Source organism: Pseudorhodoferax sp. (assembly GCF_047601025.1).
GTDB lineage: Bacteria > Pseudomonadota > Gammaproteobacteria > Burkholderiales > Burkholderiaceae_C > Pseudorhodoferax.
This window is the reverse complement of sequence record NZ_JASGJZ010000001.1, coordinates 4328647-4342667: the sequence shown is the minus strand read 5'-3', so window position 1 is coordinate 4342667 and position 14021 is coordinate 4328647. Positions and strand designations below refer to the sequence as shown.

The following is a 14021-nucleotide window of genomic DNA, read 5'->3' as shown; positions in this document are numbered from 1 at the left end:
CGCGCTTCATCGGGCCGTGGCCCGTCCCGGCTTGCGCGGAAGCTGTCCGGTTCGAGTCAGCCAGTTCCCCGGCCTCTTGCTCGGGAGATCGTGAACACGTTCCAGCGGCCAGGCGCCGAGCCCCCGGGCAGTAGGTGCGCGAGCATGGATCGTCAGAACGCCGAGCGACCTGACCCTTGACCACTGTGGCCGGTCGGACGCAAGCCTGCAGCGGCGGCCCGCAGCGCCAACACCGCGATGGCTTCGGCCGTGCGCTGGGCCGCGCCACGGTGCGCTGCGGCAAAGTCCAGGCCCGCCTGCGCGGCCCGCGTGCGCGCCGCCGGGTCGGCCGCCAGTCGTTCGGCCTGCTGCACCGCCGCCGCCAGGTCCGCCACGCGCAGTGCGGCGCCGGCCTGCCCGGCCAGCGCCGCCGCCTCGGCGAAATTGAAGGTGTGCGGCCCCATCAGTACCGGGCAGCCGCAGGCCGCGGCCTCGATCAGGTTCTGGCCGCCCAGCGGCTCGAAGCTGCCGCCGAGCAGCGCCACGTCGGCCAGACCGTAGTACAGCGCCATCTCGCCCAGCGAGTCGCCGAGCCAGACCGCGCCCTGCGGCGCCGGCGGGCCGCCCTCGCCCCAGGCGCTGCGGCGCGCCACGGCGATGCCCTGCGCCTGGACCACCAGCGCCGCGACCTCGTCGAAGCGCTGCGGATGGCGCGGCACGATCAGCCATTGCAGCTCGCCGAGCAGGCGGCGGTCGGCCGCGAGCAAGGCCGCCAGCGCAGCCTCCTCGCCCTCGCGCGAGCTGGCGAACAGCACCACCGGCCGGCCGGCCGCGGCGCGCCATTGCCGGCCGCGCGCCAGCTGCGCGGCATCGGGTGCGGCGTCGAACTTCAGGTTCCCGAACACGCCGGCCACCGGCGCGCCGGCCGCGCGCAGCCGCGCGGCGTCGGCCTCGGTCTGCGCATAGGCGGCCGTCAGCGCCGCATAGGCCGGCGGCAGCAGCGGCACGCGCCGGGCGCCGCGCAGCGATTTCTCGGACAGCCGGGCATTGGCCAGCACCAGCGGCACGCCGGCGCGGCGGCTGCTCTCGATCAGCCAGGGCCAGATCTCGGTCTCCATCAGGATGCCGACGGCGGGCCGGAAATGCGCGAGGAAGCGGCCGGTCGCGCCCGGCGTGTCCCAGGGCTGCCAGACCTGCAGGTCGCCCTCGCGCAGCAGCCGCGCGCCCTCGGCCCGGCCGGTGGCCGTGCCATGCGTGAGCAGCAGCCGCAGGCCGGGCAGGCGTTCGCGCAGCGCGGCGACCAGCACGGCCGCGGCGCGCGTCTCGCCCAGCGACACGGCATGCACCCAGACCCAGCCGCTGGACGGCGGCTGGACGTAGTGGCCGAAGCGCTCGGGCACGGCCTGCCCGTAGCCGGGCTCGGCGCGCGCGCGCCGGGCCAGCTTGCGCCGCAGCAGCGGCTGCGCGAGCCAGGTCAGCCAGCCGTACAGGCGCAGCAGCATCATGCAGCGCGCGCTTGCGCCGCGTCGGCCGCCCGCACCTGCTGCCAGGCCTGCCAGACCGCGTCCACGCCCGGCGTGGGCCGCGCGAACACGCTGCGCTGCAGCGGCTCGCCGTGCGCGGGCGGCAGCGGGCCGGTGCGCCAGGCGGTGTCGAAGTTGTAGATCTGCACGTGCGGCAGGTCCAGCGCGACAGCGATGTGCGACAGCCCGCTATCCACGCCGACCACGCCGGCGCAGCGCGCCAGCTCGCGCGTCAGCGCATCCAGCGGCAGGCGCGGCAGCACTTCCGCGCGCACGCCGTCGGCGCGCAGCGTGTCGGCCATCACCTCGCTGCGGGCCTGCTCGCTGGCGCTGCCGTGCGGCAGGGCCACGCCCAGGCCCTGGCCGTGCAGCCGGCGCGCCAGCGCCAGCCAGTGCGCGATCGGCCATTCCTTGTCCGCGCGCGAGGTACCGTGCACCAGCGCGACCAGCGGCTGCTGCGCGGTACGGTCGCGCTCGCGCTCGCCCAGGCCGAAGCGCAGATCCGCCGGCAGCGCATAGCCCAGCGCACGCGCGCAGACCTCGCGCGAGCGCTGCACCACGTGGATGTGCGGCTCGACGGCGATCGCGGTGTCGGCGACCCAGCGCGTGGCCGCCTCGTAGCCGGAGTCCTCGGTCCCGTTGGCCATGGCGTAGCGGTGGCCGCGCGCCATGCGGGCGACCACCGCGCTCTTGGCCAGGCCGTGGATGTCGATCACGGCGTCGTAGCGCGTGCCGCGTAGCACGCGCCGGAACGCCAGGAACTCGCGCGCCGCCTGCAGCGGCACCTGCCGCAGCGTGCGCCCCCAGCGCCGCAGCCCGATCGGGATCACGCGGCGGATGCCCTGGACCTGGCCGAGCAGCGGCGCGAAGCCCTCCTCCACGACCCAGTCCACCTGCACGCCGGGCAGCGCCTGGTGCATGTCGTGCAGCACCGGCAGCGCGTGGACCACGTCGCCCAGCGACGAGAGCTTGACGATCAGGACCTGCTGCATGCGCAGCGGTGCACTACTCAATGCGCGGCCGCCTGGATCCGGGCGTCGGGCTTGACCGCGCGCAGCAGCTCCATCATCCGCGCCTCGATGCGCTCCAGCGCCTCGTGCGTATGGCCCTCGAAGCGCAGCACCAGCACCGGCGTGGTGTTGGACGCGCGGATCAGGCCGAAGCCGTCGGGCCAGTCCACGCGCAGGCCGTCGATGGTGTTGACCGTCGCCGGCGCGTCGAAGCTGGCCGCGGCGACCAAGCTGGCTACCAGCGCGTGCGGCTCGCCCTCGGCGCAGCCCACGTTCAGCTCGGGCGTGGAGAAGCTGGTGGGCAGCGCGTCCAGCACGGCGCTGGCGTCCGGCGAGCGGGAGAGGATCTCCAGCAGCCGCGCGCCGGCGTAGGTGCCGTCGTCGAAGCCGAACCAGCGCTCCTTGAAGAAGATGTGGCCGCTCATCTCGCCGCCCAGCGGCGCCTGGCCGCCCTCGGCCTCGATGGCCTTCATCTTCGCCTTGATCAGCGAGTGGCCGGTCTTGTACATCAGCGCCGTGCCGCCGGCCGCTTCGATGGCCGGCGCCAGGCGCTGCGAGCACTTCACGTCGAACAGGATCGTGCCGCCCGGCACGCGCGCGAGCACGTCCTGCGCGAACAGCGCCATCTGCCGGTCCGGGAAGATGTTGTTGCCCTCGCGCGTGACGATGCCCAGCCGGTCGCCGTCGCCGTCGAAGGCCAGGCCCAGCTCGGCGCCGCTGCTCTTCAGCGCGGCGATCAGGTCCTGCAGGTTCTCGGGCTTGCTCGGGTCGGGGTGGTGGTTCGGGAAGTTGCCGTCCACCTCGCTGTACAGCTCGATCACCTCGCAGCCCAGCGCGCGGAAGATGCCGGGCGAGGACGCGCCGGCGATGCCGTTGCCCGAATCGACCACGATCTTCAGCGGGCGCGCCAGCTTCACGTCCGAGACGATGCGCTCGCGGTAGGCGGGCAGCACGTCGGCCTGGCGCACGCCGCCGCCGGGCGCGTCCTGCCAGCTCTCGGCTTCCATCATGTGGCGCAGCGCCTGGATCTCCTCGCCGTAGATCGCGCGCCCGCCCATGATCATCTTGAAGCCGTTGTAGTCCTTGGGGTTGTGGCTGCCGGTGATCTGGATGCCGCTGGTGCACAAGGTGTGCGCGGCGAAGTACAGCATCGGCGTGGTCACGGCGCCGCAGTCGATGACCTGCACGCCGGCCGCGACCAGCCCGCGGACCAGCGCCGCCGACAGGGCCGGGCCGGACAGGCGGCCGTCGCGCCCCACGGCGACCGTCGTCTCGCCCTCGCGCCGCGCGATCGTGCCGAAGGCGCGGCCCAGGCCCTCGGCGACGGCCTCGTCCAGCGTGCTCGGCACGATGCCGCGGATGTCGTAGGCCTTGAAGATGGACGCGGAAACTTGCATGGAACTCCTGGACGGAACGAAAAAAGTGCCGGCGATTATGGACGACAGCTCCACTGCTGCATGGTCCGGCACCTCAGGCCGTACAGGTGCGTCCTGCGCTGCAGCAGCCGCTCCAGGCGTCGCAATATTCTTGCCAGGTCCGCTGGCAAGCTGCTGGACCCGCAGCACTGCACATGCGTGATTCGCACGGTGGTTTCAAGACCGGCGTGTGCGCTTCGGTCTTGAAGCCCCCTCGCTATTCAGGCAATTTTCCCGTCACCACGATCAGCAAGATTCGACCGCCTTGCATCTTCAGCACTCGGACCGGTCCAGGTAGCCCGAAGCGCCTCTGGGAAATTCGAAGCCCATGGCTGAGCACGGGGCGCCGGACCCGGACCGTCCTTTCTTGCAGCCGGAACGGCTGTAGGACCCAGTGGTTCGCATCAACAAGGACGGGAGCGAAAGGACGTGTCCGCCCCCGTTTTTATCGGTATCGCCGTCTGCAGCCAGACGCTGGAGATCGTCAGTAGCGAGCAGACCAGGACCTGGCGGGTCGCCGACGACTCGGGCGGCATCGAGCAGTTGGTCAGCCAAGCATCGGCCTTGGCGCCTGCGCTGGTGGTCTTGGAGGCCACGGGTGGCTGCGAGTTCGAGGCAGCCTGCGCGTTCAGCCCTGCAGGTACACCACGTGGGTGTGGGTGTACTCATAGAGGCCGTGCTTGCCGTCCGCACCGCCCACGCCCGACTTGCGCACACCCGCGTGAAAGCCCTGCATGGCCTCGAAGTTCTCGCGGTTGATGTAGGTCTCGCCGAAGTCCATCTCGCGCATGGCCTGCATGGCCTTGGACAAGTCGCGCGTGTAGACCGACGAGGTCAGGCCGTACTCGCAGTCGTTGGCCAAGGCGATGGCCTCGTCCAGATCCTCCACCACCTGGATGGGCAGCACGGGACCGAAGATTTCCTTGCGCATGATCTCCATGCCTGCATGGCAGCCGGCCAGCACGGTGGGCTGGAAGTGGAAGCCCGCGCCCAGGTCGGCGGCCTGCCCGCCCGTGACCAGTTGCGCACCGTCATCGACGGCCTGGCGCACCTTGGCCTGCACGCCGTCCAGGCCCTTGCGGTTGATGAGCGGGCCCATTTCCACGTCGGGACGGGCGATGGGGTCGCCGTAGCGCGTGGCGGCCATGGCCCGGGCAATGCGGGCCGTGAACTCGTCGGCCACCTGGCGCTGCACGTAGACGCGCTCGGCGCAGTTGCAGACCTGGCCGGTGTTGATGATGCGCGAGTCGCGGATAGCGCGCACGGCCAGGTCCAGGTCGGCATCGGCCAGCACGATGGCCGGGGCCTTGCCGCCCAGCTCCAGGTTGAGCTTGGTGATGTGGGGCGCGGCCGCGGCCGCGATGCGCTCGCCCGTGGCCACGCTGCCCGTGAAGCTGACCATGTCCACGCCCGCATGCCCGGACAGTGCCGCGCCCGTGCCGCCCTGGCCGTAGACCACGTTGAACACGCCGGCCGGCAGTTCGCACTGGGCCAGCAGCTCGGTGAAAGCGTGGCAGTTGATGGGCGTTTCCTCACTGGGCTTGATGACGATGGTGTTGCCCGTGAGCAGGGCCGGCGCCATCTTGCGTGCGATCAGGAAGAAGGGGAAGTTCCAGGGCAGGATGCCTGCCACCACGCCCAGGGGCTTGCGCAGCAGGAAGATTTGCTCGCCCGCGCGGTCGCTGGCGATGACCTCCCCCTCGATGCGGCGCGCCCATTCGGCCATGTAGTCGAGGTAGTCAGCCGTGAAGTTCACCTCGACCTCGGCCAGACCGAGGGTCTTGCCCTGCTCCTCGGTGATGGTGCGCGCGATACGCGGCGCGTTGTCGCGGATGCGGGCCGCCACGCGGCGCAGGTACTGGGCGCGCTCCACAGCCGGGCGGCGCGCCCAGGCTTTGTGGGCACTGCGCGCGGCGGCGATGGCACGGTCCACGTCGTCCTGGGTGGACAAGGGCGAGTGCGCCAGCACCGCACCCGTGGCAGGGTTGGTGACGTCATGCATTTCGACGCTGTCGGTGAAGTGACCGGCGATGAAATTGCGCAGCACGGGAAGAGATGCCATGGAGTTCTCCTGGGGTTCAGTAGGTGCGGGATGCAGAAACGGCCGGGTCGGCGTCGCGGTAACGCGCCAGATTGGCCAGCGCCGCCTGGCGCAGCAGGCTGATGTCGATGCCCACGGCGATGAAGCTGCAGCCCCATGCGGCATAGCGGCGCGCATCCTCCTCCTGCGGCGCGAGGATGCCACAGGCTTTGCCGTGGGAGTGCACCGCCTCGATGGTGCGGCGTATGCAGTCCTGCACCTCGCTCTGGCTGGCGTCGCCCGCATGGCCCATGCCCGTGGACAGGTCGGCCGGGCCGATGAAGACGGCGTCCACGCCATCGACGGCAGCGATCTCGGCGGCGTTGTCCACCCCCCGGCGCGATTCGATCTGCACGATCAGGCACAGCTCTTCGTGCGCCGTGCGGATGTAGTCGGGCACGGCGTCCCAGCGCGTGGCCCGCGTGAGCCCGCCACCCACGCCGCGCACGCCGCGGGGCGGGTAGCGCATGGCGCGTACCAGCTCCCGCGCCTGCTCGGCCGTCTCGACCATGGGAATCATCAGCGTCTGCACGCCGACGTCCAGCAGTTGCTTGATGAGCACGGTGTCGCCCTGCACGGCGCGCACCACGGGATGGGTGGCATAGGGCGCCACGGCCTGTAGCTGGCCCAGCAGCGTGGGCACGGTGTTGGGCGCGTGCTCGCCATCGACCAGCATCCAGTCGTAGCCCGTGGTGGCGATGATTTCTGCCGCATAGGGCGCGGCAAAGCTGGTCCAGATGCCGTACAGCGGATCGGCGCCCCGCAGCGCAGCCTTGAAGGGGTTGACAGGTAGTCGCATGGCTGCTTCCTCAGTGCGTGTAGGGCCGGTGCAGCGCGCATTCGGGGTTCAACTCCACGCCGAAGCCAGGCTTGTCCAGCGCCGAGATGCGCATGCGGCCGTTGACTGGCACGGGCTCGCCCAGCAGTTGCGGATGGAACATGGGCACGACCTCGTCGGCCTTGGGCGCCATCATCAGGAACTCGGCGAACGGGCTGTTGTGGCGCGTGGCCACGAAGTGGTAGCTGTAGACGCTGGAGCCATGCGGGATGACCAGGGCCTGATGGGCATCGGCCAGGGCTGAGATCTTGAGCAGCTCGGTGATGCCGCCGCACCAGCCCACATCGGGCTGGATGATGTCGCAGCAGCCCATCTCCAGCAGCTGGCGAAAGCCCCAGCGCGTGGCCTCGTGCTCGCCCGTGGTCACCAGCATGCCCGTGGGCACGTTCTTCCTGAGGGCGGCATAGCCCCAGTAGTCATCGGGCGGCAAGGCCTCCTCTATCCACTTGAGGCCATGTTCCTGTGCGCCTTGCGCCAGGCGGGTCGCGTAGTTCAGGTCCAGGCTCATCCAGCAGTCGAGCATGAGCCAGAAGTCCGGGCCCACGCGCTCGCGCATGGCGGCCAGTTCCTCCAGGTTGCGGCGCAGGCCCTCCTCGCCTTCGGCCGGGCCATGGTGCAGCGGCATCTTGCCGCCGATGAACCCCATCTTCTGCGCCAGGTCGGGCCGCGCGCCCGTCGCATAGAACTGCAACTCGTCGCGCACGGCGCCGCCCAGCAATTGATGTACGGGCTCGCCGCGCACCTTGCCCAGCAAATCCCACAGCGCGAGGTCCACGCCCGAGAGGGTGTTGATGACGATGCCCTTGCGGCCGTAGTAGAGCGTGGACAGATACATCTGGTCCCAGATGCGCTCGATATCGGTGACTTTTGCACCTTCGAGGAAGCGGGCCAGGTGCTTTTCGACGATGTAGGCGGCGGGCTCGCCGCCCGTGGTCACGGCAAAGCCCACGTTGCCCGCGCTGTCCTCGATCTCCACCACCAGCGTGCCCAGCACGTTGATGCCGAAGCTGCGCCGGCTTTGGCGGAACTCGGGGTACTTGGACATGGGCGTGGCGATGTGGTCATCGATCCAGTGGCCGTCGGACTGGTCGTGGTAGTCGGCGCCGCCGCCCTTCAGGGTGAAGGCGCGCAAATGCTTGATGGTCGGGATCTGCTGGCTCATGTCTTCATTGCTCCATATGGAAGAAAGGTTCAGAGGGCGGCGCCGGGCTGCAGCGCAGGCGCCATGCGGGTCCGCACGCCCAGCACCAGGGCGGCCGCCAGCAGCGTGGTGGCCGCCAGCAAGTACAGGCCCGCCGCCGGGGAGTGGAAAAAGCCTTCGGCCCAGTTCTTCACGATGGGGGCGATGAAGCCGCCCACGGCGCCGAAGGAGTTGATCAGTGCAATGCCGCCCGCCGCCGCCGCGCCGGCCAGCGTATTGGCGGGAAAGGTCCAGAACACGGGCTGCACGGCGATGAAGCCGGCGGCCGCCAGGCACAGCGCGGCCACGCCCAGTAGCGGGCTGGAAAAACTCACCGAGGCGGCCATGCCCACGGCCGCCATCACCAGGGTCAGACTGGCAATGCCGCGCGGCTTTTGCGTGCGCTCGACATGGCGCGGGATCCACCAGGCCGCCAGCAGGGCACACAGCCAGGGAATGGCCGAGACCACGCCTACCAGCAGGCCCACCTTGGCGCCCAGCAGGCCCGCGACCTGGCTGGGCAGATAGAACACCACGCCGTAGACGCTGGCCTGGATCAGCAGATAGACCAGCGCCAGGTACAGCACGCGCGGCTGGCACATGGCTGCCATCAGGCTATGGCCGTGGCCGCCCTTGGCACGCTCCTCGCCGTCGAGGATGTCCTGCACCAGCGCCCGCTCTTCCCGGGTCAGCCATTGGGCATCCGAGGGACGGTTGGTCAGGTAGAAGTAAGACCAGATACCGACGGCCGTGGCCATCAGGCCCTCGACGGCGAACAGCCATTGCCAGCCATGCCAACCGCCCATGCCGTCCAGTTCCAGCAGCAGGCCCGACAGCGGGCTGCCGAAGATGAAGGCCAGCGGCGCGCCGAAGTAGAAGAACCCCATGGCCTGCGCGCGGTGCGCGGCCGGGAACCAGTAGGTCAGGTAGAGGATGACGCCGGGAAAGAACCCCGCCTCGGCCACGCCCAGCAGGAAGCGCAGCACGTAGAAGGTGGTCTCATTGTGGGCGAACATCATGGCCGCCGACACCAGGCCCCAGGTGACCATGATGCGGCACATCCACATGCGCGCGCCGACGCGGTGCATGATCAGGTTGCTCGGGACTTCCAGCAATGCATAGCCCGCGAAGAAGACACCCGCGCCGAAGGCGAAGGCAGCATTGCTGATGCCGGTGTCGGCCTGGAAAGCCACCTTGGCGAAGCCCACGTTGGCCCGGTCCAGGAAGGCCATGATGTACATGAGTAGCAGAAAGGGCAGCAAGCGCCAGGAGATCTTGGCGAGCAGGGGAGCGGGAAGTTTTTTCATGACGAGTTCTTGCAGGCAACGGAGGGCCGTCACGCCCGCGAAAGACGGGCGCAGAAGGCGTGCTTTTGGGGAAAGTTGCGAGTGCGCGGCGCTGGTGCCAGCCGCGTCAGCGCGTCATGAAACAGGCGATGGGCTGTGCATGTCTCGTCTCCTGGATTGGGTCTGATCGCTTGTCGATCGCCCAATGTACGGCGCATGATCGATGCTCAACAAATCGAATTTCGGTCACATCCGATACCTTGCACTTATGCCTTCCAAGACACCGCAAGCCACCACGCCCATGCTTCACCGCAGCCTGCTGAACCGGCTGCGCTACAAGCACCTGCACATGCTGGTGGCCTTGGGTTCGAGCCTGAATCTGCACCGTGCCTCGATCAGCCTGGCCATGTCGCAGCCGGCAGCCACGCGTATGCTGCGCGAGATCGAGGACATGTTCGGCGGCCAATTGTTCGAGCGCCTGCCGCGCGGCATGCGCCCCACGGCCCTGGGCGCGCAACTGGTGCGTTTTGCCGAGACCTCGCTCAACAGCCTGGACCGCTGCGCCGAGGATCTGGCCGTGCGCCGGCAGGGAGGCTACGGCTACCTCGCCATAGGCACCATCATGGGCGCCGCACCGCATCTGGTGATGATGGCCGTGGCGCGCATGAAGGCGCAAAGCCCTCAATTGCGCCTGCGCATCATGGGTGACACCAGCGATGAAGTGCTGCGGCTGCTGGAACAGCGGCGCATCGACCTCGCCATCGCGCGGCGCAGCCCGGCGGCCGGCAGCGGCGCTTACAGCTTCGAGGCGCTGGGCAACGAGCACCTGCTCGTCGTGGTACGCAGCGGCCATCCCCTTGCACGCCGGCGCAAACTCGACTGGGAAGAATTGGTACAGGAGTGGCCCTGGATCTTGCAGCCCGCGACGAGCCCCGCGCGCATCGCGCTCGACCAGATGCTGCTGCGCCTGGCCTTGCCGACGCCGGCCGACATCATCGAATGCAGCTCGGTGTACTCCATGCAGCAGCTGGTGCAGTTGACCGACGCCGTGATGCTGCTGTCGGAGTTCGCGCTCAAGGACTATCTGCGCATGGGCCTGGTCAAGACGCTGCCGGTGTGCATCGACGGGCCCTTGGCACCTTTCGGCATCGTGACGCGCACCGACGACCCGCTGACGCTGGAACAGCAGAAGTTCATTGCGCTGCTGCGGACGCAGGCACAGGAACCGGCCCGCGCAGGCTGACGCGCCATTGGGATCGGCAAGTTCGCCCGACCAGCGACATACCTCGGACAAGCGCAATGCCTTCAATGGAAGCGGGCGTGCAGCAGCCAGTGCTCGCAGTAGGCTGGGCAGCGTGGCCCTTTGGCAGGCTGCACTTGCGCAAGAAAGCGCGCATACCCGTCGCCGGCCACGTGGCAGCCCGCCGCCAGATGGCGCTTGCCCATTGCTGCATGTCCTGGTTGGTGAAGTCCGCCACGGGCGTCATGCGCATGTACAGGGGCCTGCCATCGGCGCTGGTCTGCACCGCAGCGACGAAGGCTGTCTTGTTGGCAGCCTTGCGCCCGCCGTTGACGTGGCCTGCGCGCTCGCCTCCGAGGTACGCATCGTCGATCTCCACGTGCCCTTGTAGGGGGTAGCGCTCCTCATGCAGGGCCCATGGTCTGCATCAGCTCGTGCTCCAACGGCCATGCCGAGGATTCGGCATGGCCGTTGGACTCGCGCGGCTCGGCTTCGTTCGGCTGGGATCTGAGGTACGTCGCTCGTCAGGCAGGTGGATCCTGGCCAGCAAGGCCACCAGCGTGGCGACGCGGACCGCCGCGGCCACCTGCGACAGCATGGCGGCCGCCTCCCCGTCCAACTCCTGCTGGCTGGCCGCGTTGTGCGTCTTCACGAGGGCAGTGGCCCGTTGAAGACGCAGAGGCAGCCGGCTGCCCGGCTTCAAAGGGCGCTGATCGCCTGCCGGTACAGCGCCATGTACTGCTGCGCCACCGGCTCCCACGAGAAGTTCTGCGCCATGCCGTTGTGCACCAGCTGCTGCCAGACCGCGGGCTGGCGGTAGGCCAGCACGGCGCGCTGCAGCGCGCGGCCCAGCGCGTCCGCCGTGGCCGGGCCGAACGCGAAGCCGGTGGCCGCGCCGCGCGCCAGCGTGTCCTCGCTGCAGTCCACCACGGTGTCGGCCAGGCCACCGACGCGGCGCACGACGGGCACCGTGCCGTAGCGCAGCCCGTACAGCTGCGTGAGCCCGCAGGGCTCGAAGCGCGAGGGCACCAGGATGGCGTCCGAACCGGCGATCAAGCGGTGCGCGAAGGCCTCGTCGTAGCCCAGGCGCACCGCCACGCGGCCGGGGTGCTGGACCATCGCCTGGCGGAACGCGCCCTCCAGCGCCGGATCGCCCGAGCCCTGCACCGCCACCTGCGCGCCCTGCGCCAGCAGGTCCGGCAGGGCCTCCAGCACCAGGTCCAGGCCCTTCTGCGCGGTCAGCCGGCTGACCACGCCGAACAGCGGGGCGTCGGCCTCGGGCAGCAGGCCCAGCGCCTGCTGCAGCGCGGCCTTGCAGCGCGCCTTGCCGGACAGGTCGCCGGCGTCGTAGCGCGCGGCCAGCTCCGCGTCCGTGGCCGGGTTCCAGACCTGCGGGTCCACGCCGTTCAGGATGCCCGAGACGTCGTCGCCGCGCACGCGGACCACGCCGTCCAGGCCGCTGCCGAACTCCGGCGTGCGGATCTCGCGCGCGTAGGTCGGGCTGACCGTCGTGACGCGGGTGGCGAACTTCAGCCCGGCCTTGATGAACGAGAACTGGCCGTGGAACTCCAGCGCGGCCGGCGCCATGAAGCGCGCGGGCAGCCCCAGCAGGAAGAAGTCCTCCGGATCGAACAGCCCGTGGAAGGCCAGGTTGTGCACGGTGAACACGGTGGCCACGTCGCGCACCGGCCGCGCGGCCAGGTAGGCGCAGGACATCGCGGCATGCCAGTCGTGCGCGTGCAGCACCGCGGGCTTCCAGTCCGGGTCCAGCTCGCCGGCGGCCAGGTGCGCGGCCACCCAGCCCAGCAGCGCGAAGCGCTGCAGGTTGTCCGGCCATTCGCGCCCGTCGGGCCCGAGGTAGGGATTGCCGGGGCGCTCGTACAGGTACGGCGCGTCGACCACGTAGGCCGCCTGCACCCCGTCCATGCGCCCGCGCAGCAGGCGCACCCGGCCGGCGCCGAACAGCGGACCGATCGTGCAGACCTCGGCCAGCCCGTCCAGGCCGTGGAGGATGGCCGGCAGCCCCGGCAGCAGCAGCCGCACCTCGGCGCCGGCCCCGGCCAGCGCCTGCGGCAGCGCCCCCACCACGTCGGCCAGCCCACCCGTCTTGACCAGCGGATACACCTCCGCGGCGACCTGCAGGACCTTCATGCCTCGAGCTTCTCCAGCATGCTCTTGGTCACCAGCACGATGCCGTTGGGGCTGCGGTAGAAGCGCGCGGCGTCGGCCTCGGCATCCTCGCCGATGACCATGCCGTCGGGGACGTTCACGCCGCGGTCGACGATGGCACGCGTGATGCGCGCGTGCCGGCCGATCTGCACGCCGGGCATCAGCACCGACCAGCTGACGTGGGAGTACGAGTTCACGCGCACGCTGGAGAACAGCACCGAGCGCAGCACCTGGCCCGAGATGATGCAGCCGCCCGAGACCAGCGACTCGACCGCCATGCCGCGCCGGTCGTCGCTGTTGTGCACGAACTTGGCCGGCGGCAGCTGGGCCTGGTAGGTCCAGATCGGCCAGCGCGTGTCGTACAGGTTCAGCTGCGGGTCGGTGGCGGTGAGGTCGATGTTGGCGTCCCAGTACGCGTCGATCGTGCCGACGTCGCGCCAGTAGGCCTCCTCGCCCACGCGCATGTTCACGCACGACAGCTCGAACGGGTGCGCCGCGGCGTTGCCGTTCTTCACCGCGCGCGGAATGATGTCCTTGCCGAAGTCGTGGCTGGAGCTCGGGTCGGCCAGGTCGCGCTCCAGCTCCTTGTACAGGTAGCGCGCGTTGAACACGTAGATGCCCATGCTGGCCAGCGCCATGTCGGGCCGGCCGGGCATGGCCGGCGGGTCCTTGGGCTTTTCCAGGAAGTCGGTGATCAGGCTGTTCTCGTCCACGGCCATCACGCCGAAGGCCGAGGCCTCCGCGCGCGGCACGGCGATGCAGCCCACCGTGCAGTCGCGGCCCTTGGCCACGTGGTCGGCCAGCATGATGGCGTAGTTCATCTTGTAGATGTGGTCGCCGGCCAGCACGACGATGTAGTCGGGCCGGTAGCTGGCCAGGATGTCCTGGTTCTGGTAGACGGCGTCGGCCGTGCCGCGGTACCAGCTCTCCTCGTCCACGCGCTGCTGGGCCGGCATCAGGTCCACGAACTCGTTCATCTCGGTCTTCAGGAAGCCCCAGCCGCGCTGCACGTGGCGCAGCAGGCTGTGGCTCTTGTACTGCGTGATCACGCCGATGCGCCGGATGCCGGAGTTCAGGCAGTTCGACAGCGCGAAGTCGACGATGCGGAACTTGCCGCCGAAGTACACGGCCGGCTTGGCGCGGCGGTCGGTCAGGTTCATCAGCCGGCTGCCGCGGCCGCCTGCCAGCACCAGGGCGATGGCCCGCTTGGGCAGATCCAGCTGCTGGGCCAGGTCGTTTGAGTTCATGGGTTCTCCCGCGGCTGCCTCTGCCGCTTACAAAAGGGTTTCACGACGGGCGTC

General features: G+C 69.7%; 12 protein-coding genes and 1 pseudogene. 2 read left to right on the top strand and 11 right to left on the bottom strand.

Translation table 11 applies throughout. The features are described 5' to 3' along the window. Nucleotides 1–152: 152 nt before the first annotated feature. Genes QM782_RS20185 through QM782_RS20175 form a run of 3 tightly spaced genes read right to left on the bottom strand, consistent with a single transcriptional unit; the run spans nt 153 to nt 3909 of the window. Nucleotides 153–1484 carry a 3-deoxy-D-manno-octulosonic acid transferase gene (locus QM782_RS20185; RefSeq protein ID WP_415204669.1) on the bottom strand — a complete coding sequence of 444 codons (1332 nt, stop codon included), beginning with the start codon at nt 1482–1484 and terminating at the stop codon, nt 153–155. Continuing rightward, the gene (gene waaC / locus QM782_RS20180) at nt 1481–2494 is read right to left on the bottom strand and encodes a lipopolysaccharide heptosyltransferase I (protein WP_415204668.1); all 1014 of its coding nucleotides are present in this window, start codon (nt 2492–2494) and stop codon (nt 1481–1483) included. Before waaC ends, QM782_RS20185 begins: the two co-directional genes overlap by 4 nt. A gap of 17 nt (nt 2495–2511) precedes the next feature. After that, nucleotides 2512–3909 (bottom strand): phosphomannomutase/phosphoglucomutase, encoded by a 1398-nt coding sequence (locus QM782_RS20175; protein WP_415204667.1) that lies wholly within the window; start codon nt 3907–3909, stop codon nt 2512–2514. 447 nt (nt 3910–4356) lie between these two features. On the opposite strand from QM782_RS20175, the pseudogene QM782_RS20170 reads away from it, so the two are divergent. Beyond that, a pseudogene (locus QM782_RS20170) lies at nt 4357–4569 on the top strand (IS110 family transposase); the annotation flags it as partial. Here the strand turns inward: QM782_RS20170 and aldA are convergent. Genes aldA through QM782_RS20150 form a run of 4 tightly spaced genes read right to left on the bottom strand, consistent with a single transcriptional unit; the run spans nt 4556 to nt 9332 of the window. Further along, nucleotides 4556–5989, bottom strand: coding sequence for an aldehyde dehydrogenase (gene aldA, locus QM782_RS20165; protein ID WP_415204666.1), 1434 nt, complete (start codon nt 5987–5989; stop codon nt 4556–4558). The pseudogene QM782_RS20170 and the gene aldA sit on opposite strands and share 14 nt — an antisense overlap. A gap of 16 nt (nt 5990–6005) precedes the next feature. Continuing rightward, nucleotides 6006–6806, bottom strand: coding sequence for an aldolase/citrate lyase family protein (locus QM782_RS20160; RefSeq protein ID WP_415204665.1), 801 nt, complete (start codon nt 6804–6806; stop codon nt 6006–6008). Between the two features lie 10 nt (nt 6807–6816). Then, the gene (gene rhmD / locus QM782_RS20155) at nt 6817–8007 is read right to left on the bottom strand and encodes an L-rhamnonate dehydratase (RefSeq protein WP_415204664.1); all 1191 of its coding nucleotides are present in this window, start codon (nt 8005–8007) and stop codon (nt 6817–6819) included. Nucleotides 8008–8036: 29 nt separating this feature from the next. Continuing rightward, complete coding sequence (locus QM782_RS20150; RefSeq protein ID WP_415204663.1) at nt 8037–9332, bottom strand: MFS transporter; 1296 nt, start codon at nt 9330–9332, stop codon at nt 8037–8039. 202 nt (nt 9333–9534) lie between these two features. Between QM782_RS20150 and QM782_RS20145 the strand changes: the two genes are divergently transcribed. Then, nucleotides 9535–10554: a LysR substrate-binding domain-containing protein gene (locus QM782_RS20145; RefSeq protein ID WP_415204662.1), complete on the top strand. Its 1020-nt coding sequence runs from the start codon at nt 9535–9537 to the stop codon at nt 10552–10554. On the opposite strand, the gene QM782_RS20140 is transcribed toward QM782_RS20145, so the two are convergent. The 4 genes from QM782_RS20140 to glgC are packed head-to-tail and all read right to left on the bottom strand — an operon-like array spanning nt 10505 to nt 13967. Next, on the bottom strand, nt 10505–10963 hold the full coding sequence (locus QM782_RS20140) for a transposase (protein ID WP_415205696.1): 459 nt from the start codon (nt 10961–10963) through the stop codon (nt 10505–10507). The two genes, QM782_RS20145 and QM782_RS20140, sit on opposite strands and share 50 nt — an antisense overlap. 15 nt (nt 10964–10978) lie before the next feature. Next, on the bottom strand, nt 10979–11203 hold the full coding sequence (locus tag QM782_RS20135; protein WP_415204661.1) for a hypothetical protein: 225 nt from the start codon (nt 11201–11203) through the stop codon (nt 10979–10981). 47 nt (nt 11204–11250) lie between these two features. After that, nucleotides 11251–12702: a glycogen synthase GlgA gene (gene glgA / locus QM782_RS20130; RefSeq protein ID WP_415204660.1), complete on the bottom strand. Its 1452-nt coding sequence runs from the start codon at nt 12700–12702 to the stop codon at nt 11251–11253. Then, entirely contained in the window at nt 12699–13967 is a 1269-nt protein-coding gene (gene glgC / locus QM782_RS20125; RefSeq protein ID WP_415204659.1) for a glucose-1-phosphate adenylyltransferase, read from the bottom strand. Before glgC ends, glgA begins: the two co-directional genes overlap by 4 nt. Nucleotides 13968–14021: the final 54 nt, after the last annotated feature.